The sequence below is a fragment of the Pantoea sp. S18 genome (assembly GCF_045689705.1).
GTDB classification, from domain to species: Bacteria; Pseudomonadota; Gammaproteobacteria; order Enterobacterales; family Enterobacteriaceae; genus Pantoea; species Pantoea symbiotica.
On the sequence record NZ_CP142688.1, the window covers coordinates 2,090,416 to 2,111,169 of the forward strand.

Here is a 20,754-nt window from a genome sequence, read left to right on the forward strand (position 1 = left end):
CACCTTTCATCCTTCAGCACTTCTCCAGCGACTACGATCTCATCCTGGCGTACTGGATCTGGAGCATCTCATGGATAACATCAAAACCCGCGAACAACGCCTGAGCGCCCTGCGCTTGCGTTCGTCGACACCGGTGTTGATTGTCGGCGGCGGCATCAACGGCATCAGTACATTTCGCGAGCTGGCGTTGCAGGGCATTCCGGCAATTCTGGTGGAAAAAGGCGACTGGTGCCAGGCCGCCAGCGGTGCGCTGTCGCGCATGATTCATGGCGGTTTACGTTACCTGGAAACCGGTGAGTTCACGCTGGTCAAAGAGTCGGTCACCGAGCGCGACCGCCTGCTGAAAAATGCCTCGCATTATGTGTTTCCCTTACGTACCACGGTGCCAATCGATAATCTCGCTGGTGGCTTAGTGAATGCCACGCGCCGTTTTCTACGCCTGAGCGATAAACCGACACGACGTGGTGCGCTGCTGATTAAAACCGGGCTCAGCCTGTATGACATCTACACCCGCCAATACGGATCGATGCCGAAGCATCAGGTGCGCAATGAAGCCGCCACGCGCGATCGTTGGCCGGGATTCGCGCCCTGGGTGAAATACAGCGCCAGCTATTACGATGCCTGGATCAGCGCACCGGAACGACTGGGATTCGAGTTGATTGATGATGCCGAAAAAGCCTGTCCAGAGGCGCTGGCGCTCAATTATTTACAGCTGGTCAGCGCTGAGGGAGAAACCGTAATTTTGCAGGATGCGTTGAGCGGCGAGCGCTTCAGCCTGCAACCGCATGTGCTGGTGAATGCCGGTGGCGCCTGGATCGACCAGCTTAACCAACGCATCACCTCCAGCCGCGATCTGCCAAAGCTGATTGGCGGCACCAAAGGATCGCATCTGATCCTCAATCACCCCGAATTGCTGCATATGCTGGATGGCGAAATGGTCTATTTCGAGAACCAGGAAGGCCGTGTCTGCATCATGTTCCCATGGTTCGGCAAGGTGCTGGTGGGTTCAACCGATATCCGCGTGGACGATCCTGACGCGGTGGTGTGCGAAGAGGAGGAAAAGGATTACATCCTTGAGTCACTGCGTTTCGTCTTTCCGCATATCGAGGTGGCGGATTCCTCCATCGTGTATACCTTCTGCGGCGTTCGTCCGCTGCCCGCCAGCGAGGCCAAACTTAACGGACAAATCTCACGTAATCATTCGTTAGTGGTGCTGCCAGCTGACGCGAATCGCGCCTGGAGCACGCTCTGTTTAGTCGGCGGCAAATGGACCACCTTCCGTCAGTTCGGTGAAGAGGCGGCGGATCGTGTACTGCGCCTGCTCGGTGAAAAACGTCAGGTATCGAGCGGCGATGTGCCGATTGGCGGTGGACGTGACTTCCCCAAACCTTCAGGACAAACCGCGTGGCTGGCGCAACTGGCGCAGCGTTATAGCGTGCCGCTGCCGCGCGTGATGCAGCTCGCCAAACGTTACGGCAGCCGCGCGCTGCCGCTGCTGGCGCTGATCCAACAGCACGGCGAGCAAATGTTGCAGCATCACGCCGCCTACAGCGATGTCGAATTACGTTATCTGATAGAGAATGAACAGGTTTGTCAGCTGGAGGATTTGCTGGTGCGCCGCACCTCGCTGGCGATTTGCGGTGAACTTAGCGCGCCGCTGGTGCAGGAGATCGCCGAGATCATGGCCGCGACGCTCGGCTGGAGCGATAGCGAACGTGCGCAGCAGCTGCAGCGCGGCTGCGCCAATCTGGCCCGTTTGCACGGACTTACCGGCCTTTATCCCACAGTTTTTCAGGAGGAAACACGACATGTTAGTAACCAATAAAGTGCGCATGCAACGGCTGTTTCAGCACGGTAAATGTCTGGATGTCGCCATCGATCACGGCATCGCCAACGAGCCCGATTTTCTCATCGGGCTGGAGAATATTGAGGGCGTGATGGATAACCTGATCGCCGCGCAGCCGGATGCGATTCAGGTCAACTACGGACAGGCCGATCTGCTGCAGCGTGTGGCTGGACGTAAACCGGCGCTGGTGATGCGCACCGATGTGGGCAATGCCTACAACGCGGCGCGTCACCGGGAAATGTGGGCGGTGCTGCACAATCCTGATGAACCAATCCTTGCCGCGTTGCAGATGGACGCCGCCGCGGTAGTGGTGAATCTCTATCTGATCCCCGATGAACCGGGCATTTTCCGCATGTGCGTTGAAAACATTGGCCGCTTGCGTCAGGCCTGCGATCGCTACGCCATGCCGCTGATGATTGAGCCGCTGGTGATGGCTCCCGCCGGGCAAGGCGCAGCTTACGGCTCGCTGGGCGATGTGGAGAAGATTGTGCCGCTGGTACGGCTGGCGCGTGAGTTGGGTGCCGATATTATCAAAGCTGATCCCACTGAGAACGTGGAGGATTTTCATCGTGTGGTGGAAGCGGCGCGCTGTCCCACGCTGGTGCGCGGCGGTGGCAAAGGTGAACTGGCGGGCGTGCTGACGAAAAGCGCCGCGCTGATGGCGCAAGGTGCCAGCGGCATGGTGTATGGCCGCAATGTTTATCAGCACGATAATCCGTCGCGCGTGGTGAAAGCGCTGATGGCGATTATTCATCAGGGCGCCAGCGGCCCGGACGCATTGAAAATCTATCAGCAGGGTTGAGCCTTACCTGCACCGGCGCTTATGCGGTGCGCCGTCTTCGCCAGTTGCACGGAGTCGGATATGAAGATAGTCGGTATTGATGCCGGAAACACCATGATCAAAGCGGTGCTGTTTGATCTCAACGGTCGCGTATTATCGGTGGCCGAGTGCGCGGGAGAAACCCATCGTCCGCAGGAAGGTTACGCCGAACGGCCGGTGGCGGATATCTGGCATGGCGTCTGCGATGCGGTGAGCCGTTGCCTGCAACAGGCGGGAACGCCAGCCAGCGAGGTGATTGCGGTTGGCGCGGCCGGTCACGGCAACGGTTTGTATGCGCTGGATAAGCATCACCAGCCGCTGTTTGGTATTCAGTCTATCGATCATCGCGCTTGTGATACGGTGCACGCGCTGGAAATGAGCGGCGCGGATAAGCGCATCTACCCGATTTCGCTGCAAAAACCCTGGCCAGCGGCAACGCCAGTGTTGATCAGTTGGATCAAACAACATCAACCCGAATGTTGGGCGCAAATCGGCCATTTACTGTTAGCGAAAGACGTTATCGCCCATTTTCTCAGTGGTGCAATCAGCGCTGATTTTTCGGATGCCGCCGGGGCTGGATTGATTGATTATCGCGCGCGCGGCTACAGCCGTGAATTGATGGCGCTTTACGGCATCGAAGAGGCACTCGCCCTGCTGCCCGCACTGCGTGAATCCTGCGAGGTGGTTGGCCATGTCACAGAACATGCTGCACAGCTCACCGGATTACCGGCGGGCATTCCGGTGGTGGCGGGCATCTTTGATGTGGTGGCCAGCGCCGTCGGTTCTGGCGTGGTGAACACCGGTGAAGCCTCGATTGTCGCCGGGACGTGGAGCATCAATCAGGTGGTAGTGGATAAACCCGATTATCTGCGCCCGGTATTTATGAACTCCATTATTGAGTCAGATCGTTACATGGCGATTGAGGCCAGCGCGACGTCGGCGGCGAATCTCGACTGGTTCCTGCGTGAATTTGACGACGGTCGCGGCGGTCAAGGCGCGGCGCGCAGCAGCGATAGCGTGGCGCACGTGCAACCCAATGCGCAGTTACCGCTTTATCATCCTTACCTCTATTCCGGACGCAAATCAGAACCGGCCAAAGCCGGGTTTTATGGCTTAGGCGGCTGGCATACGCGCGCCGATATGCTGTTCGCGCTGTTTGAAGGCGTGACCTTTGCCCATCGGGCGCATATCGATCGCCTGCGTGCGGCGGGTATCCCTTTTACGCAGGCCATTTTGTCGGGCGGCGCGGCGCGCAGTTGCGTCTGGCCGCAAATGTTTGCTGACGTGTTAGACATACCGATTCGCGTTGCGGAGTGCAAAGAAACCGGTGCGCTCGGCGCAGCATTGTGTGCCGGTGTGGGCGTCGGCGCGTGGCGTAATCTCGCCGAGGCCGCGCAGCAGGCGGTGCAGATCAATCCCGGCGCGCTGTTGCCGCGAGCGGAGCGCGTTGCGTTTCACGATACGCGTTATCGCGTGTTTAAGAAGCTGGAGTTGGCGATGCGCGAGATGTGGCAGGAAGCCGGTTGATTTTACTGGCTTAATTGTCCTCTCGCTGCTAATCATGGCTGTCTTATCTACTTAAGGACATCCGTATGCAGATCAATCAACTTCCCTTCGGCATAACCATCTGGAACGACATCGCGCCTGAAAAACATCCCGGCGATGAAGGTTTTGCTTTGTGGCGCACCCAACGCTTTGGCGATATTCGGGTCAGGATGGTGGAGTATTCACCCGGTTATCTGGCGGATCACTGGTGCAGCAAAGGCCATATTCTGCTTTGCCTCGAAGGCGAAATGGTGACGGAACTGGAAGATGGTCGCACCTTCACGTTAACGCCAGGCGTGAGTTATCAGGTCGCAGACAATGCGGAAGCGCACCGCTCCTCAACCGTCAGCGGTGCAAAGCTGTTTATTGTTGATTAACAATGCATTAGTTTTATGATCGTACAAAAAATGACAACCTCTGCGCAGTGATGTACACTTGAACTATCAAAATGTTCAAATGAACATTGTTCAGGAGGTTGTTATGACAACTGCATCCCCATTCAATCACGGCAATGCCGCACGCGTCTTCGACCCGACGCTGATTCAGCACGCTCAGCAATCTTTTATGGATCAAATGGGCTTGCCGCGTAATCCGCTGAAAGCACATCAGTTGATCACCGAAGGTCTGGACGTTGGCATCGTTGAGCGCGCTGCCACGGTGCTGAAAGCAACGCCGCTGGATGTGGCCCAGATGGTCTCGATCGATCGCAATACCTATCGCCGCCGGGAGAAAGCCGGATCGCAACTCTCGGTGGAGCAAGGTGCTCGCGTGTATCAGGTGTTCGAAATTCTGGATGCCGTATTGCAATTATTTGCCGGTGACGTTGACGCTGCCATGCACTGGATGTATCAACCTGCGTTGGCACTGGATGATGCCTTGCCAATGGAGATGCTGAGCACGCCTGCGGGCTGTGATGCGGTGTTAACGCTGATTGGTCGCCTGGAACAAGGAGTGATTGTGTAATGACGCAACGGAAGGAACCGGATGCTCCCCATCGATTGTTTTATCGTTTAGTGAAAGAAGAGTATGCCAGCGAGGCATTTAGCGGCGCTGGCGCTGAAAAATGGGGCGGACGCTGGAATCCGCCCGGCATTAAAACGGTTTACCTCAGCAGCTCAAAGGCACTCGCAACGCTAGAACTGGTGGTGCATGCCGGTAAAGCGATGCTGGAGAAGAGCCGCTTTGTGATTTTCACCCTGCCGATCCCTGAGAGCGAAATCATGGCGCTGGACAGCAGTAAGCTGCCCAGCGATTGGCAAAAGTATCAGCAGCAGGAAGAGACGCAAGCGATTGGCGCCGCGTTCCTTGATTTGCAAGGCGGCTTACCTTTGCTGTTGACGGTACCTAGCATTTTGACCGGTGAAGACAACGCCATTCTCAATCCCGACCATCCCGCCGCCGCCGCCCTCTTTGCAAAAGCCACTTCAGCGCCCTTCGCGCTTGATCGTCGGATTAAAGCGTGACGAGAGTTGTCGTAGGGTGCGCATTCATGCGCATCTGGTCACCATAAATGGCGACCCTACAAAGTCGGTTTCGCTAAAGCAAATGCCGCCGTTAAATCGACACGTTGCCAGAATGACTGATCCGCACTGTTGCCGGACAGCGGATAACCGTTTGGCAGCGCGCTTTTCACCATCAGGCTACGAATCTGCGCATCAGACAGCTGCGGCAACGCGGTCTTCAGCAGGATCTCCGCGCCCTGCGGAACTTTAACTGGCGTGTTCTGCACATTGGCTTTCGGCAGGTTGTAGCTCATGGTGAAACGATAGAACTGCTTCATTGCAGGTGAACGATAAGGATCGTCCTTGCCATCGCTGCGCGCACATTCTGCCAGCGACGTTCCGCACTCTTTCTCCAGCGCGGCACGCAGCTGGTCACGCGCTTCACTAAACAGCGCCTGATAGCGCGCATCGTTGAGATAATTTGCCACGTTGCGTTGCGCCACCATGCGCGAACCCATCACATCCAGCGGGTAATGCACGCCCAATACTAAACGCGAATAACCGTAGCGCGCGCCGCGTGTTACCAATGCTTCAAAACGTTCCGGCACCATTTCGGCCAGCAACAAAGCATCGGTATAACCGGTATTGGTGTGGCCGCTCGGGAAAGAGCCGCCGTCGGCGGTGTAACGCACGTTGTCTTTTACCACCACATCGTCCGGCACCAGATGAATGCTGTTGCCTTCACGCAGGAACGGTCGCGGATAGTTAAAGTGCTTTTTCGCCGCGCTGGTGCTGACTTCACTGGCTTTGATCAACGCCGCCGCTTTGCCGATCTCACCTTTATCGTAAGCCGCGAGGAAGGCTTTGCCGAGACGCGGGCCGAGCGCATCAGAGAGGAAATAGAGATAGCTGATCGCTTCCGCATCGGCCAGTGCCTGATGACGCACATTTTGCGTGGCGTTCAGATTGATATTGGTAACGGTGGCCTGGCTGGCATCAAGCACGCTGGCGGGCAACGCGCTAAAACCCGCAAGCAGCGCAATTCCGGCCTGCTGGTTCTCTTTAGTTTTGAAATCGTAGCCGCTGTTTTTCAGCCACTGCTTGTCAGATTGTTTCGCGTTCTGTTTAGCTTTTTCCAGTTGCTCGCGCGTCAGCTTGCTGCTGTCGCCTTGCAGCGCCTTACGTTCAGCCTGTAAAGATTGCTGCTCGAGATCGCTATAAGCGGAGGTGGAACCGGTGGAGGTTAAGCCTGCCAGCGCGGCCGCATTGGGCAGTGAAACCGCATGTGCCTGCTGTGCCAGCAGAAGAACCGTTGCAATCAGTGTGAAGCGGGTTTTCATTATTTTCCCCTGTTATCAAAATATTACCTTGCCGGGGAAACACGCTAGCACTCGGTTATGACAGATTTATTTCACTTAACGACACTGACTAGCACAGTTTTGTACGCAAATTTGTGCCAGCGAGCCGCAGCCGCCGTTATTGTCGTTTTTGCACTGTGATTGCTGCACATAACAGTTCTGCTGACAGGCTGAAACATCGCACTTGGCGGCAATCGGCGTCAGTTGGACCACCGGCGCTTTTCGCTCCGGCTGCCATTGCGGTTGTGCCAGCACGCTAACGCTAAACAGCAAGGCTAAAGCCATTATCCATTTCATGATTGAGTCCTCGCAGGAAGAGTGTAAAGAGTATGGCTGCTGCGGCGCCAATTACCATGCTGAAACAATCGATTCAATTTTTATCTCAAATCGCCCTTCTTTAGTGCATGAATGTGCGCCACTGTAGTGCAGGACAGCAAAGCCAGATGCTGCTACGACAATGTAAAATCAAAGAGATAACCGCAAATCGGCTTGCACGCGAATCTGGTACAAAAGTTGCAATCTCTTATGCATAGCAAAGGAGACGGATATGAAAGCGATTGTAATTGGCGCGGGCATTGGCGGTATGAGTGCTGCGATTGCGCTGGAGAAAGCGGGTTTTGACACCGCCGTGTTTGAAGCAGTGAAAGAGATGAAGCCGGTGGGTGCGGCGATCTCCATCTGGCCCAACGGCGTGAAATGCCTCAACGCGTTGGGTATGAAAGAGCCGCTGCGCGCGCTGGGTGGCAACATGGCGTTTATGGCCTACAACGATGCGCACAGCGGTAGCACGCTCACCCGCTTCAGTATGGAACCGCTGGTGCAACAGGTGGGTGAATATCCTTATCCGGTGGCGCGTGCTGAATTGCAGGCGATGCTGATCGATACCTACGGACGTTCGCGCATTAGCTTTGGCAAACGCGTCACGCAGGTTGAACAAACTGAGCACGGCGTTACCGCCTGGTTTGATGACGGTAGCCAGGCCGAAGGTGATTTCCTGATCGCCGCCGATGGCACGCACTCGGTGATCCGCCACTATGTACTGGGCGAAAGCGTCGAACGTCGTTACGCCGGTTACGTCAACTGGAACGGCCTGGTGACGATTGATGAAACGATTGCGCCTGCCGATCAGTGGACCACTTTTGTCGGCGAAGGCAAACGCGTGTCGCTGATGCCGGTCAGCGACAACCGCTTCTACTTCTTCTTTGATGTCCCGCTGCCAAAAGGCTTGTCGGAAGATCGCGCCACGCTGAAAAGCGATCTTAAAGGCTACTTCAACGGCTGGGCCGAACCGGTGCAGCGCCTGATAGAACGCCTTAATCCGGAAACCACCAACCGCGTGGAAATCCACGATATCGAACCCTTCAGCCGTTTCGTTAAAGGTCGCGTGGCGTTGCTGGGCGATGCAGCACACAGCACCACGCCGGATATCGGGCAAGGCGGTTGTGCGGCGATGGAAGATGCGGTGGTGCTGGCGCAGACGTTGGCGTCACACTCTTTGGGGATTGATGATGCGCTGTTGCGCTATGAAAGCCGCCGTGTGGAGCGCACCAAAGATTTGGTGTTGAAGGCCCGTAAGCGCTGTGATGTTACCCATGCGAAAGATGCGGAAGTCACGGCGGCGTGGTATGCGGATTTGAAAAACGAAACCGGCGAGCGGGTGCTGGCCGGCATGTGCGATACGATTGAAGGCGGTCCGTTCGGTTAAATCAGGTCGCCATCAATGGCGACCCTACGATTCTAATCCACGGTTTTTCAGCATTGGGCCGATCTCCGGCTCTTTGCCGCGCCACGCCAGCCACAGATGCTGCAAATCGGTGCTGTTACCGCGTGACAAAATATGATCGCGGAACTGCTGACCGTTTTCTCGCGTTAATCCACCGCGTTCGACAAAGGCTTGATAGCCATCATCGGCCAGCATCTGCGTCCAGATATAGGCGTAATAACCGGCTGCATAACCGCCGCCCCAGATATGGCGGAAATAGCTGGAGCGATAGCGTGGTGGAACGGCCGCCAGCGCAATGTTTTCGGCAGCCAATGCCTGCAATTCAAAGTGGCTGACGTCCTGCGGATTGTCGTGCGTGGTCAGTGAATGCCACTGCAGATCCAGCAGCGCTGCGGCCAGCAGCTCGGTCATGTCGTAGCCTTTGTTGAACTTCGCGGCGCGTACCATCTTGTCGCGCAGCTCAGCCGGCATCGCCTCACCGGTTTTGTAGTGGCGCGCGTAATTGGCAAACACCGCTTCGTTGCTGGCCCAATGCTCATTAATCTGCGACGGGAACTCGACAAAGTCGCGCGGCGTGGCGGTGCCCGACAAGCTCGGATAGCGTTGCGTGGCGAACAAGCCGTGCAGCGCATGACCAAACTCGTGGAACAGCGTAATCACTTCATCCCAGCTCAGCAGCGCTGGCTGGCCTGCCTGCGGCTTGGTGTAGTTGCACACGTTGTAGATCACCGGCTTAGTGCCGAGCAGCGTGGTTTGGTCAACGAAATTACTCATCCACGCGCCGCCGCTTTTGTTATCGCGTTTGAAGAAGTCGGTGTAGAACAGCGCCAGCGGCGTGTCGTCGGCATCGAAAATCTCGTAAACGTTAACGTCCGGATGGTAAACCGGCAGATCGTGGCGTTGGCTAAAACGAATACCAAACAGTTGGCTGGCCGACCAGAATACGCCCTTTTCCAGCACATTATTCAGCTCAAAGTACGGACGGATTTGACTCTCATCCAGCGCGTATTGGGCTTTGCGCACCTGCTCGGCGTAGAAATTCCAGTCCCAGACACGCAGCGGGAAACTGTGATGCTCTTGTTCAATCGCCTGCTGAATATCGGCGGCTTCGCGTTCGGCGCGGGCCCGCGCGGCAGGTACGATATTGCGCATAAAGGCAAAAGCCGCTTCCGGCGTTTTCGCCATCTGATCCTGCATGCTCCACTCGGCATAGGTTTTGAAGCCGAGCAAACTCGCCTGCTGCGCGCGCAGTTGCGCCATGCGTAACACGATGTCGCGTGTGTCGTTATCATCGCCCTGCTCGCTGCGCGTTAGCGCCTGCTGGAACAGCGCTTCACGCGTGGCGCGCACTTCCAGCGCTTGCAGCGCCGGTTGCTGCGTGGTGTTTTGCAGCGCAATCAGCCATTCGCCGTGTAAACCGCGCGCTTCGGCCGCCGCTTTGGCGTGCGCCAGTTCTTCCTCGCTTAATCCGGCCAACGCCGCCACATTGCTCACCACATAAGCGCCGGCTTTGGTGGCAGCCAGCAACTTGTTGCCGAAACGGGTACTGAGGCTTGCCAGCTCCTGATTGCAGGCGCGCAGTTGGGTTTTATCCGCATCGCTGAGGCTGGCACCGGCCAACTGGAAATGCTGCCAGGTGACTTCCGCCAGACGCATCGCTTCAGCATCCGGACACTGCGATCCGCGATGCTGGTAAACCGCATCGAGGCGAGCAAACAGCTGGCTGTTCAAACAGATTTCATCATTGAGCGCGGTCAGCTGCGGGGTAATCAGTTCATCGATTTCCTGCAAACGATCGCTGGTGTTGGCGGAAGTCATGGCGCCAAACACCAGATTTACGCGCTTCAGTAACTGGCCGCTGCGCTCCAGCGCTTCATAGGTGTTGGCAAAGGTTGGCGCGTCAGGATTGCTGGCGATCGCCGCCACTTCGCGCCGTTTCTCTTCAATACCCGCTTTCAGCGCCGGCAGAAAATCCTCTTCCTGAATCTGGTCAAATGGCGGGGTTTGATACGGCAAGGTGCTGGCGGTGAAAAACGGATTAGCTCGTGAATTCATTATCGCTCCTGATAATCAGCAACGCCGCACAGTGGCGGCGGGATGGTTCTATCCTGGCAGTTTCCTCGTCACTCAACAACTTATCGCCTGCTGCTGATAAACGCTGATGATTTCCCCCGCCACCGCGACGGCAATTTCCGCCGGCAACTTGCCTTTCACATCCGCTAAACCAATCGGGCAGCGCAGACGTGCGAGAGAATCTGCCGCAATGCCTTTGCCCTCTAAGCGATAACGAAAACGCTGGGCTTTGGTAGCTGAACCAATCACACCGGCATAGCGAAAATCGCCGCGCCGCAAAATCGCTTCGCTGAGCGCCAGATCGAGCGGATGATCGTGCGTCATCACCACAAAGTAGCTGTCGGGCGCGGCTTCCCGCACGCAGTCGATCGGATCTTCAACCTGGCGCACCGTCACACCGGGCGGCACGGCACGAAACTGTGCGGCGCGGCTATCAATCCAAGTAATGTGGCACGGCAAGGTCGCGAGCAAGTTCACCAGCGCCTGGCCGACGTGGCCTGCGCCGTAAACCTGGATTTCCGGCTGCTTCTGCATCAGCGGTTCAAACAGCAAAGTGGCGTGACCGCCGCAGCATTGGCCGAGGCGCGCAGCCAGCGCAAAATCTTCACTGCGCGGTTGAGTGCAGCGCTGCTGCAGCATCTCACGTGCCTGCGCAATACATTGATACTCAAGATGGCCGCCGCCAATGGTGAGAAAAGTGTCATTGGCGCTGACCACCATTTTGCTGCCGCGATCGCGCGGCACGGAGCCCCGCTCGCTGAGCACGGTGATCAACACGCAGCTTTCGTGTTTCTCCCGCAGGCTGTGTAACACGCTGATCCAGTCATGATAAATCATGGTCCGCTCCTGATAAGCGCTGAATCCCCCAGAATACCCGCTCCGGCGTGGCGGGCGCGTCCAGCTGCGGATGGCGACGATAGTTATCGACGCTGGCAACCGCATCCTGCAACGCACACCACACGGCGATGCCCAACATAAACGGTGGTTCGCCGACGGCTTTGGAGTGGAACACCGTGTCCTGCGGGTTTTTGCGGTTCTCTACCAGCGTGACGCGCAAATCGCTCGGTACATCGCTGATCGCTGGGATTTTGTAGCTGGCCGGGCCATCGGTGAGCAATTTGCCCTTGTCATTCCACACCAGCTCTTCGCAGGTGAGCCAGCCCATGCCCTGCACAAAACCGCCCTCAACCTGGCCGATATCAATCGCGGGATTCAGCGATGCGCCCACGTCATGCAAAATGTCGGCGCGCAGCAAACGGTATTCGCCGGTCAGCGTATCCACCAGCACTTCACAGCAGGCTGCGCCGAAGGAGAAGTAATAAAACGGTTTGCCGCGTCCGGCGGCGCGATCGTAATGAATGCCCGGCACTTTGTAGAAACCGGTGGCGGAAAGCGGCACCTGATTAAGCCACGCTTGCTGCGCCACCTGGGCGAAGGTGAAGTGTTTCTCGCCAACGCGCACGATGCCGTTGCTGAAATGCACCGCTTCGGCAGCGCATTGATGTTGCTGACACAGCATCTCGGTTAAGCGATCGCGCAGGATTTGCGCGGCATTCTGCGCCGCTTTACCGTTGAGATCGGCTCCGCTGGACGCTGCAGTTGGCGAGGTGTTGGGCACTTTACCGGTATCGGTGGCAGTGACCTGAATCTGGCTGATATCAATCTGCAGCACTTCCGCCACAATCTGCGCCACTTTGGTGTTTAAGCCCTGACCCATTTCGGTGCCGCCGTGATTGAGCTGCACCGTGCCATCGGTGTAGATCAAAATCAGCGCGCCGGCCTGATTGAGGAAGCTGGAGGTAAATGATATGCCGAATTTCACCGGCGTCAGCGCCAATCCGCGTTTCATAAAACGGTTGCTGGCGTTAAACGCGCTGATTTCGGCACGGCGCGCGGCGTATTCGCTGCTGGTTTCCAATTGCTCCGTCATCTCGTCCAGCAGATTGTCTTCCACCTGCTGGTGGTAATGGGTGATGTTGCGACCGGTTTTGCCGTAATAGTTACGTTTGCGCAGTTCGAGAGGATCTAATCCGAGTTCGCGTGCGACGTGATCCATGATTTGCTCAATCGCCACCATGCCTTGCGGCCCGCCGAAGCCACGATAGGCGGTGTTCGAAGCGGTATGCGTGCGGCAGCGATAGCCGGTAATCAGCGCATCGCCGAGGTAATAGGCGTTATCGGCGTGGAACATCGCGCGATCGACTATCGATCCGCTGAGATCGAGCGAATAACCGCAGTTGCCAGCCAGATCGATCTTCACACCGCAGAAGCGACCGTCGTCATCGACGCCGACATCGTAGCGGACAAAAAACGGATGCCGCTTGCCGGTGATCTGCATGTCGTCGCGACGCGCCAGGCGCATTTTCACCGGTTTACGCAGCTGACGCGCGGCAATGGCACACAAACACGCTACGCCCGCCGCCTGGGTCTCTTTGCCGCCAAAGCCGCCGCCCATGCGCCGCATATCAATGGTGACTTTGTTCATGGTGATGCCCATAACTTCCGCGACCAGCTTCTGCACTTCGGTGGGGTTTTGCGTCGAGGAGAACACCTGCAAGCTGTCATCTTCGCCGGGGATCACCAGCGCCGTCTGGGTTTCCAGATAGAAATGTTCCTGACCGCCGATGTGAAACTCGCCCTGAATACGGCGCGACGCACGCGCCAGCGCGGCTTCGGCATCACCGCGTTGGTGAATATGCGGCTGCTGCACAAAGAAGCGCTGTTCCAGCGCTTCACGCACGTCGAGCACTGCGGGCAGCGCTTCATACTCAACAATTGCCGCTGCGGCACCGGCACGCGCTGCTTCCGGAGAATCAGCCGCCACGGCTATCACGATCTGGCCGAAATATTCGATTTTGTCCTGCGCCAGCAGCGGATCGCCGGGTTCCAGCGGACCGACATCATTGAGGCCTGGCACATCACGCCAGGTCAGCACGCTGACCACGCCCGGCACCGCGTAGCACGGCTGCACATCCAGTTTAGTGATGCGCGCGTGCGCGTGCTCGCTCAGTCGCGGACAGAGATGCAGCAATCCCGGCAAATCGGGCTTGTCGTCGATATAAAGCGCTTCACCGGAGACATGCTTGTCGGCACTTTCATGTTTGTTGCTGCGCCCCACGCCTGTTTGCATGCCGGTGGCGAACTGGGTTTTCAGCAGAGTTTCGTTAAGTTCCGGACGGTTATGAGACATAGCGCGACACCTCGGTAATGGTCAGCTCGCCAGACGCTTGTGCGTAGTAGCGGCGCAACAGATTGCGCGCCACCTGCAGGCGATAATCGGCGCTGGCGCGGAAGTCGCTCAGCGGCTGAAAATCAACGCTTAATGCGGCGCAGGCTTTTTCGATGGCGCTGAGATTCAGCGGCTGGCCCAGCAATTGTGCCTCAGCCGCCAGCGCACGCTTCGGCGTGGCGGCCATGCCACCAAAAGCCAGTCGCGCTTCCACAATCACCCCTTCCTTGATTTGCAGATTGATGGCGGCAAATACGGCGGAAATATCATCATCCAGCCGTTTCGCCACCTTCCACGCAGTAAAGTTGGGTGACGCTGTCACTTTAGGAATGATGATGCTGCGAATGAATTCCCCCGGCAGCAAAACCGTTTGGCGATAGGCGGTAAAGAATTGATCGAGCGGGACTTCTCGCTGCTTGTCGCCCTGCTGCAAAACCAGACGCGCATTCAGTGCCAGCAGCATGGGCGCGCAATCACCAATCGGCGATGCGTTACCAATGTTGCCGCCAAGCGTGCCCTGATTACGGATTTGCAACGAGGCAAAACGCTCCAGCATGCTGCTAAACGCCGGAATGTGCTGCGCTAAAAACTGATAGCAATGATGCAATGAAGCGGCAGCGCCGAGATAAAGATGTGTTTCATCTTCGTGGCAGACCTTCAACTCATCGACCTGCTCCAGCGCAATCAGCAGCGGCAGGCGCTTATATTGCTGGGTGATTTGCAGCGTCAGATCGGTGCCACCGGCCACCAAACGGGCTTCGGGATGTTGCTGATAGAGATCGGCGAGCTGCCCTAGCGTTTTTGGCAGATAGCAGCGGCTGCCCGCGGCTTCGATAATCTGGACTTCTGTGTTGCTAAGCGCCTGTAAACGCTGCACTAGCGCGGGTGCATTGGCGCTGAAGGCATCCGCATCAGGTTGTTCGCATGCCTGCTGCGCCGCATCCATGATCGGACGATAGCCGGTACAGCGACACAAATTGCCCGCCAGCGCCTGTTCCGCCTGATGACGGTTCCAGCCAGCGCTGTTTTTCTGCAGGGTAAACAGCGACATCACAAACCCCGGCGTGCAGTAACCGCATTGTGAGCCGTGGCAATCGACCATCGCTTGCTGCACGCTGTGCAGTTCGCGCCCCTGCTTGAGATCTTCCACCGTGATCAGTTGCTTGCCTTGCAGGCTACTTACCAGCGTTAAACAGCTGTTGACCGCCTGATACTGCATCTCTCCATCCACCACTTTACCGAGCGTGACGGTGCAGGCACCACAGTCGCCAGAGGCACAACCCTCTTTGGTGCCGCGACGCTGCTGCTGGCCGCGCAGGTAGTTGAGCACGGTGAGATTGGGATCGAGCTCGCGTTCGGTGACTAAACGATCGTTGAGTAAGAACTGGATCATGCGATTTGCTCCTCACTTTCGCGTTGCCAAACCGGCTTGCCACTCACCCAGGTTTGCGCAATGTTACGGTCGTCGCCGAGCGTCATCATCACAAACAGCCGCTCCCAGATATCTTTGCTATTGGCGTTGCGCAGCTTCTGCAGCGGCGACACCGCCGGATCGAGCACCACAAAATCGGCCTCTTTGCCGGGATTAAAGTTGCCGATGACGTCATCGAGGTCGAGCGCGTGTGCACCGCCCAAAGTGGCATGATAGAACGCTTCGCAGGCGCTGAGTTTGTACTGCTGTAGCTGGCCGACTTTGTAGGCTTCGCCCAGCGTTTGCAGCAGATTAAAGGTGGTGCCTGCGCCCACGTCGGTGCCAATGCCCATGCGCACGCCCTGCTGCCAGCAACGTTTGATGTTGAATAAGCCGCTGCCGAGGAACAGGTTTGACGTCGGGCAGAAGGCGATCGATGAATCGGTTTCACGCAGGCACTGCCACTCTTGATCTTCCAGATGCAAACAGTGCGCAAACACGCTGCGTTTGCCGGTGAGTTGGTGGTGATGATAGACATCAAGATAGCCTTCGTGCTCCGGGAATAACGCTTTTACCCAGGCGATTTCCTGCTGGTTTTCACTTAAGTGCGTGTGCATCCAGACATCAGGAAACTCCTCGCGCAGCTGACGCACTTTATCCAGCAGATCCGGCGACGAGGTCGGCGCAAAGCGCGGCGTGAGTGCATAGCTCAGGCGGCCGCGCTGATGCCAGCGCTCAATCAGTTCACGCGTGTGCTGATAGCTCTCTTCCGGCGTTTCGGTCAGGTATTCCGGTGCGTTGCGATCCATCATCACTTTGCCAGCGATGAGCCGCATATCCAGCTGCTGTGCGGCGCTGAACAGGGAATCAACCGACTGCTTATGCACGGTGCCGAACACCAGCGCTGTTGTCGTGCCGTTCGACAATAGCTGATGCAGGAAGAACGCTGACATTTTTGCCGCGTGATCGGGACAGTGATATTGGCTCTCTACCGGGAAAGTGTACTGATTGAGCCACTCCAGCAGCTGTTCGCCAAAGGCGCCGATCATCTCGGTTTGCGGGTAATGAATATGGGTATCGATAAAGCCGGGCACGATCAGTTTGCCGCGCAGATCGGTGACGCGCGTGTGATCGACGCGCCCTTCCGCGATTTGCCAGCTTTCAAGGCTGACCACTTTGCCGTCACGCAGCGTTAATAAGCCATCTTCGAGATAGCGCGCGTTGGCAGCGATGTCGTCTGGCTGCGCGGCCAGAGCGGTGAAATCAAAGAAGCTGGCGCGCAGCAGCGTTTCGGGTGCGTAAGGCATAATGGTTCCTTGGTGCTTTTTTTATTAATGCAGGTGATTGCCTTAAAGATAGTTTGCAAAGCGCATGCCAATGCAAAGAACAAAAAATACTGTTTACTTTCAATATTATAGATTGTTTGGACGTGTTTTTATGTCAAGCTTGCCTGGCAAACGTGTGCGCAACCGGTTGCCTGTATTCGCAAACGGTTGCGATTTAACATTGCGGTAAGTTTTACCTGACATGGCGAGTTCATCGCCCGCAAACGTGCGTCTTTGTGGTGCGCTGATGCACTCGCAATGTGCAGGAAAAATCCTGCAACAAGCTGCCTTTGGTTTTCATGAGCATGGGTTCGAGGTTAATGCTAAGGTGTGGCTGATAACCTGAAATCGTTTAAGGAACAGTGAGATGATTATTTTTGTTACTGGCGCAACTGCTGGTTTTGGTCAAAGTATCACCCGCCGCTTCATTGCTACAGGTCATAAAGTGATCGCCAGCGGACGTCGCGCTGAGCGCTTAAAAGAGTTGAAAGATGAGTTGGGCGATAATCTGTATACCGTTCAGCTGGACGTGCGTAATCGCGCCGCCATCGATGAAGTGATTGCCTCCCTGCCCGCTGAATGGCGCAATATTGATGTGCTGGTGAACAATGCTGGCCTGGCGTTGGGTGTAGAACCAGCGCACAAAGCCAATATCGAAGACTGGGAAAATATGATCGACACCAACAACAAAGGGTTGGTGTACATGACGCGTGCGGTGCTGCCTGCCATGGTTGAGCGCAACGTCGGTCATATCGTGAATATCGGTTCGATTGCGGGCAGCTGGCCCTATTTGGGTGGCAACGTGTATGGCGCGACTAAAGCGTTCGTGCGCCAGTTCAGCCTGAATCTACGTACTGACCTGCACGGCACCGCGCTGCGCGTGACCGATATCGAGCCAGGTTTGGTGGGCGGCACCGAGTTCTCCAACGTGCGCTTCAAAGGCGATGACGATAAAGCGGGCCAGGTTTACGAAGGCACCACCGCGTTAACGGCGGAAGATGTGACTGAAGCGGTCTATTGGGTGACGACGCTGCCGAAGCACGTCAACATCAATACGCTGGAGATTATGCCGGTGACGCAAACCACCGCAGGATTGAAAGTACATAAAGGTTAAGGTGATTTTGTAGGGTGCGCATTCATGCGCACCTGGTCGCTTTCAATGCGAACCAGGTCGCCATGAATGGCGACCCTACGATTTAGGTGCGGTCCCAGCCTGTCACAATAATCAACATGCCGCTAAAGGCGACCAGCGCGCCAACCCAATCCCATGTACTGAGTTTTACGCCATCCACCACGCGCAGCCAGAGCAATGCCGTCAACACATACACGCCGCCATAGGCCGCATAGACGCGCCCGCTCGCGGCGGGATGCAGCGTCAACAACCAAACAAACAGCGCCAGACTCGCTGCGGCGGGCACCAGCAGCCAGGCCGTCATGCCCTTCTTTAACCATAGCCACGGCAGGAAACAGCCAACAATTTCCGCTATCGCAGTGATAAAAAACAGCAAGGCGGTTTTTACCAGCATAGAAAATCTCTCACTAAGCTAAACAAAGCGCTCACCGCTGGTGAGCAAAGAAGCAGCGATGATATACTAGCGCCCATGGTTGTTACAGCCGCGATCCCGGCTGTGCTGGTGTTAACTGAAGGAAATGACGATGAATAAACTGTTTTCCGCCCTGTTGGCGACCGTGGTGACGTCGAGCCTGTTAATGGCTGCGCCCATCGCTTCGGCCAAAACCGATCGCCTGATCATTGAAGATGGCAGCAGCGCCTCCAGCAATGAAGCTGCGCGCCAGAGCAAAGAGCAGTGGAACGATACTAAAAATCTGCGTAACAAGGTCAATACCCGCGTCGAGAAAGAGTTCGATAAAACGGATAAAGCTTTTGATACCCGCGACTCCTGCGAAAAGAGCTACAACGTTAACGCTTATTGGGAACCGAATACGCTGCGTTGCCTTGACCGCCGCACCGGACGTCCACTTGCACCCTAATCGTTTATCGCTGCTATAGTTTTGACAGGATTTCTGACCAAAGGAGTGAATGATGAAAAAACGTAATGCAGTGCTGCTGATGGCGATGTTGTCGCTGCCGGTTTTGGCGCAGGCTTCTTGTGAAAGTGTCAAAGCGGATATCAGCAAAAAAATCATTAACAACGGCGTCGCCGAATCGGACTTCACGCTGGATATCGTGGCCAATGATCAAGCCGATCAAGCTGGCGGCCAGGTTGTGGGTCATTGCGAGAACGACACACAGAAAATCGTTTACAAGAAAAATGGCCGTGATGGCGACAGCAGCGTGCCAGACGGTGCAGGCAGTTCTCAGGATGCGCCCGCGCAGTAACCTTTCGGGCGGCTCTCTGGCCGCCCTGCTTTTACTCCACTTCCGGCCTTTGCCGCGGCATCATCCACGCCACCCACAGCGTTAGAAGCGCAATCAGCAACGACACCACAAACACCCAATGTAATGAGCTGGCGATTTGTCCGGTCCAGTGATGCAATGTCGCTTCCGGCAGCGCCTGGCGACTTTCGTGCGACATGATTTTCTGCATCGGATCGTCCGCCTGCGGCAGACGCAGCGACAAGTTCAGGTTCAGTACCGCGCCCAACAACGCAGTACCAATCGCCGATCCGATCATGCGGCTGAACATGATTGATGCGGTGCAAATGCCGCGAATGTCGTAATGCGCATGGTTCTGCACCGATACCAAAAACGTGGTGCTGGTCATGCCCATGCCGGTGCCAATCACAAAGGCGGTGAATCCCGCCTGCATGATTGAGCTGTCGCTGCGCAGTAACAGTAGTAACGCGCTGCCAGCAATTAGCAGCAGCGCGCCCAACTGCGCGGTGAAGCGATAGGAAGTGATAAGCATCAACCTGCCGCTTAAGGTGCTCGCCAGCGGCCAGCCAATCGACATCATCGCCAGCGCGCTGCCAGCCTGCAGCGGCGTGCCGCCGGTGATGCCCTGAATCCACGTTGGCAGAAACGCGCTGATGCCCATCATGCTGGCACCGATAATTAGGTTGCCGATGTTGCCAGCAACGATGAGCCGACTGCGCCAGATTTCCAGCGGAAACAGCGGCGCATCGGCACGCTGTTCATGATGTTTTAAACGCCAGGCGGCGATGACCGCCAGCAGCAGGAACGGCAGCAGCCAGAAGCCGAGCACTTCGGCCTGCAACAGCGCGACTAATAATGCCGTCACGCAGATCATTAGCCAGCAACTGCCGGTGAGATTGAGCGAGGTGGCCTGATTTTGCTCACGCGCAGGAAGGAAGCGCGCCAGTAGCAGCATGGCGACCGCGCCAATCGGTACGTTAACCCAGAAAATCACCGACCAGCTAAAGTGCTGCACCAGCCATGCGCCGCTCAGTGGGCCAATAATTGCCGCCACGCCCCAGACGCTGGAGAGCCAGCCTTGTACGTTGGCGCGTTCACGCGGCGAATAGACGTCAGCCACAATGGTGGAGGTCAGCGGCATAATCGCGCCAGCACCTAAACCCTGAAAAGCACGAAACAGAATCAGCCACGTCATGCTGTGGGCGAATCCGCACAAAATCGATCCGAGCAGGAACAGCGAAACGCCAATAAACAGCAGCCGCTTGCGGCCCCACATGTCTGCTAATCGGCCATACAGCGGCACGCTGACCGCTTGTGTCAGTAAATAGATGGAAAATACCCAGCCAAACTGCGAAAAGCCGCCAAGATCGGCAATGATGGTCGGCATCGCGGTGGCCACGATGGTGACTTCAATCGCCGCCATAAACATAGCGAGCATGCAGCCGATGAGAATCCAGTGGCGATGTTCCGTGTTCAATTCTGCAGTTTCAGTCATACGTCTCCCTAATTTCTAACAAGGCTAGCTGAAAATTCACCAGACCAGTTTCCTCTGCGTGCGCCCTATCTGTGACGACGTCACTTATTTCGATGAAAATTTTTTATTGTCGGATGATGCCTTATTCCATGCGGGTTAGATGCGGTTTT

At 56.4% G+C, this 20,754-nt stretch carries 19 protein-coding genes; 10 read left to right on the forward strand and 9 right to left on the reverse strand.

Annotated elements, in window-relative coordinates; genetic code table 11:
- The first annotated feature begins 70 nt into the window (after window positions 1-70).
- From VIJ98_RS09715 to VIJ98_RS09740, 6 genes are all read left to right on the forward strand, one after another.
- Window positions 71-1,825 carry a glycerol-3-phosphate dehydrogenase/oxidase gene (locus VIJ98_RS09715; RefSeq protein WP_323273691.1) on the forward strand — a complete coding sequence of 585 codons (1,755 nt, stop codon included), beginning with the start codon at window positions 71-73 and terminating at the stop codon, window positions 1,823-1,825.
- Complete coding sequence (locus VIJ98_RS09720) at window positions 1,809-2,648, forward strand: aldolase (RefSeq protein ID WP_323273693.1); 840 nt, start codon at window positions 1,809-1,811, stop codon at window positions 2,646-2,648. Before VIJ98_RS09715 ends, VIJ98_RS09720 begins: the two co-directional genes overlap by 17 nt.
- A 60-nt stretch (window positions 2,649-2,708) precedes the next feature.
- The gene (locus VIJ98_RS09725; RefSeq protein WP_323273695.1) at window positions 2,709-4,193 is read left to right on the forward strand and encodes an FGGY-family carbohydrate kinase; all 1,485 of its coding nucleotides are present in this window, start codon (window positions 2,709-2,711) and stop codon (window positions 4,191-4,193) included.
- 65 nt (window positions 4,194-4,258) lie between these two features.
- A complete protein-coding gene (locus VIJ98_RS09730) occupies window positions 4,259-4,588 on the forward strand; it encodes a DHCW motif cupin fold protein (RefSeq protein ID WP_154156167.1) in 330 nt (109 codons plus the stop codon).
- A 103-nt stretch (window positions 4,589-4,691) separates the two neighbouring features.
- Window positions 4,692-5,174: an antitoxin Xre/MbcA/ParS toxin-binding domain-containing protein gene (locus VIJ98_RS09735; RefSeq protein ID WP_154156169.1), complete on the forward strand. Its 483-nt coding sequence runs from the start codon at window positions 4,692-4,694 to the stop codon at window positions 5,172-5,174.
- Window positions 5,174-5,674 carry an RES family NAD+ phosphorylase gene (locus VIJ98_RS09740; RefSeq protein WP_154156171.1) on the forward strand — a complete coding sequence of 167 codons (501 nt, stop codon included), beginning with the start codon at window positions 5,174-5,176 and terminating at the stop codon, window positions 5,672-5,674. The genes VIJ98_RS09735 and VIJ98_RS09740 overlap by 1 nt, the downstream gene beginning before the upstream one ends.
- A 56-nt stretch (window positions 5,675-5,730) precedes the next feature.
- Here VIJ98_RS09740 and VIJ98_RS09745 read toward each other — a convergent pair whose 3' ends face one another.
- Window positions 5,731-6,993 (reverse strand): phosphatase PAP2 family protein, encoded by a 1,263-nt coding sequence (locus VIJ98_RS09745; RefSeq protein ID WP_154156173.1) that lies wholly within the window; start codon window positions 6,991-6,993, stop codon window positions 5,731-5,733.
- Between the two features lie 75 nt (window positions 6,994-7,068).
- Window positions 7,069-7,308 carry a hypothetical protein gene (locus VIJ98_RS09750; RefSeq protein WP_154156175.1) on the reverse strand — a complete coding sequence of 80 codons (240 nt, stop codon included), beginning with the start codon at window positions 7,306-7,308 and terminating at the stop codon, window positions 7,069-7,071.
- Between the two features lie 250 nt (window positions 7,309-7,558).
- Here VIJ98_RS09750 and hpxO point away from each other — a divergent pair, with 250 nt between their 5' ends.
- Window positions 7,559-8,716 carry an FAD-dependent urate hydroxylase HpxO gene (gene hpxO, locus VIJ98_RS09755; RefSeq protein ID WP_154156177.1) on the forward strand — a complete coding sequence of 386 codons (1,158 nt, stop codon included), beginning with the start codon at window positions 7,559-7,561 and terminating at the stop codon, window positions 8,714-8,716.
- Window positions 8,717-8,740: 24 nt separating this feature from the next.
- On the opposite strand, the gene dcp is transcribed toward hpxO, so the two are convergent.
- The 5 genes from dcp to guaD form a co-directional block, all read right to left on the reverse strand.
- On the reverse strand, window positions 8,741-10,789 hold the full coding sequence (dcp, locus tag VIJ98_RS09760; RefSeq protein WP_323273701.1) for a peptidyl-dipeptidase Dcp: 2,049 nt from the start codon (window positions 10,787-10,789) through the stop codon (window positions 8,741-8,743).
- 72 nt (window positions 10,790-10,861) lie between these two features.
- Complete coding sequence (xdhC, locus tag VIJ98_RS09765) at window positions 10,862-11,644, reverse strand: xanthine dehydrogenase accessory protein XdhC (RefSeq protein WP_323273703.1); 783 nt, start codon at window positions 11,642-11,644, stop codon at window positions 10,862-10,864.
- Window positions 11,631-13,997 (reverse strand): xanthine dehydrogenase molybdopterin binding subunit, encoded by a 2,367-nt coding sequence (xdhB, locus tag VIJ98_RS09770; protein WP_323273704.1) that lies wholly within the window; start codon window positions 13,995-13,997, stop codon window positions 11,631-11,633. Before xdhB ends, xdhC begins: the two co-directional genes overlap by 14 nt.
- Window positions 13,987-15,429 (reverse strand): xanthine dehydrogenase small subunit, encoded by a 1,443-nt coding sequence (gene xdhA / locus VIJ98_RS09775; protein ID WP_323273706.1) that lies wholly within the window; start codon window positions 15,427-15,429, stop codon window positions 13,987-13,989. Before xdhA ends, xdhB begins: the two co-directional genes overlap by 11 nt.
- Window positions 15,426-16,754 (reverse strand): guanine deaminase, encoded by a 1,329-nt coding sequence (gene guaD, locus VIJ98_RS09780; protein WP_323273708.1) that lies wholly within the window; start codon window positions 16,752-16,754, stop codon window positions 15,426-15,428. The genes xdhA and guaD overlap by 4 nt, the downstream gene beginning before the upstream one ends.
- 385 nt (window positions 16,755-17,139) lie before the next feature.
- Here guaD and ydfG point away from each other — a divergent pair, with 385 nt between their 5' ends.
- Window positions 17,140-17,886, forward strand: a complete 747-nt coding sequence (gene ydfG / locus VIJ98_RS09785) for a bifunctional NADP-dependent 3-hydroxy acid dehydrogenase/3-hydroxypropionate dehydrogenase YdfG (RefSeq protein WP_008104194.1) — start codon at window positions 17,140-17,142, stop codon at window positions 17,884-17,886.
- Window positions 17,887-17,968: 82 nt separating this feature from the next.
- Here the strand turns inward: ydfG and VIJ98_RS09790 are convergent, their stop codons facing one another.
- Window positions 17,969-18,295: a YnfA family protein gene (locus VIJ98_RS09790; RefSeq protein ID WP_323275808.1), complete on the reverse strand. Its 327-nt coding sequence runs from the start codon at window positions 18,293-18,295 to the stop codon at window positions 17,969-17,971.
- Between the two features lie 133 nt (window positions 18,296-18,428).
- Between VIJ98_RS09790 and VIJ98_RS09795 the strand changes: the two genes are divergently transcribed.
- Entirely contained in the window at window positions 18,429-18,764 is a 336-nt protein-coding gene (locus VIJ98_RS09795; RefSeq protein WP_323273710.1) for a DUF1283 family protein, read from the forward strand.
- A 52-nt stretch (window positions 18,765-18,816) separates the two neighbouring features.
- On the forward strand, window positions 18,817-19,113 hold the full coding sequence (locus tag VIJ98_RS09800) for a DUF1161 domain-containing protein (protein ID WP_008108911.1): 297 nt from the start codon (window positions 18,817-18,819) through the stop codon (window positions 19,111-19,113).
- Between the two features lie 31 nt (window positions 19,114-19,144).
- Here the strand turns inward: VIJ98_RS09800 and VIJ98_RS09805 are convergent, their stop codons facing one another.
- Complete coding sequence (locus tag VIJ98_RS09805) at window positions 19,145-20,605, reverse strand: MDR family MFS transporter (protein ID WP_323273714.1); 1,461 nt, start codon at window positions 20,603-20,605, stop codon at window positions 19,145-19,147.
- Between the last annotated feature and the right edge of the window lie 149 nt (window positions 20,606-20,754).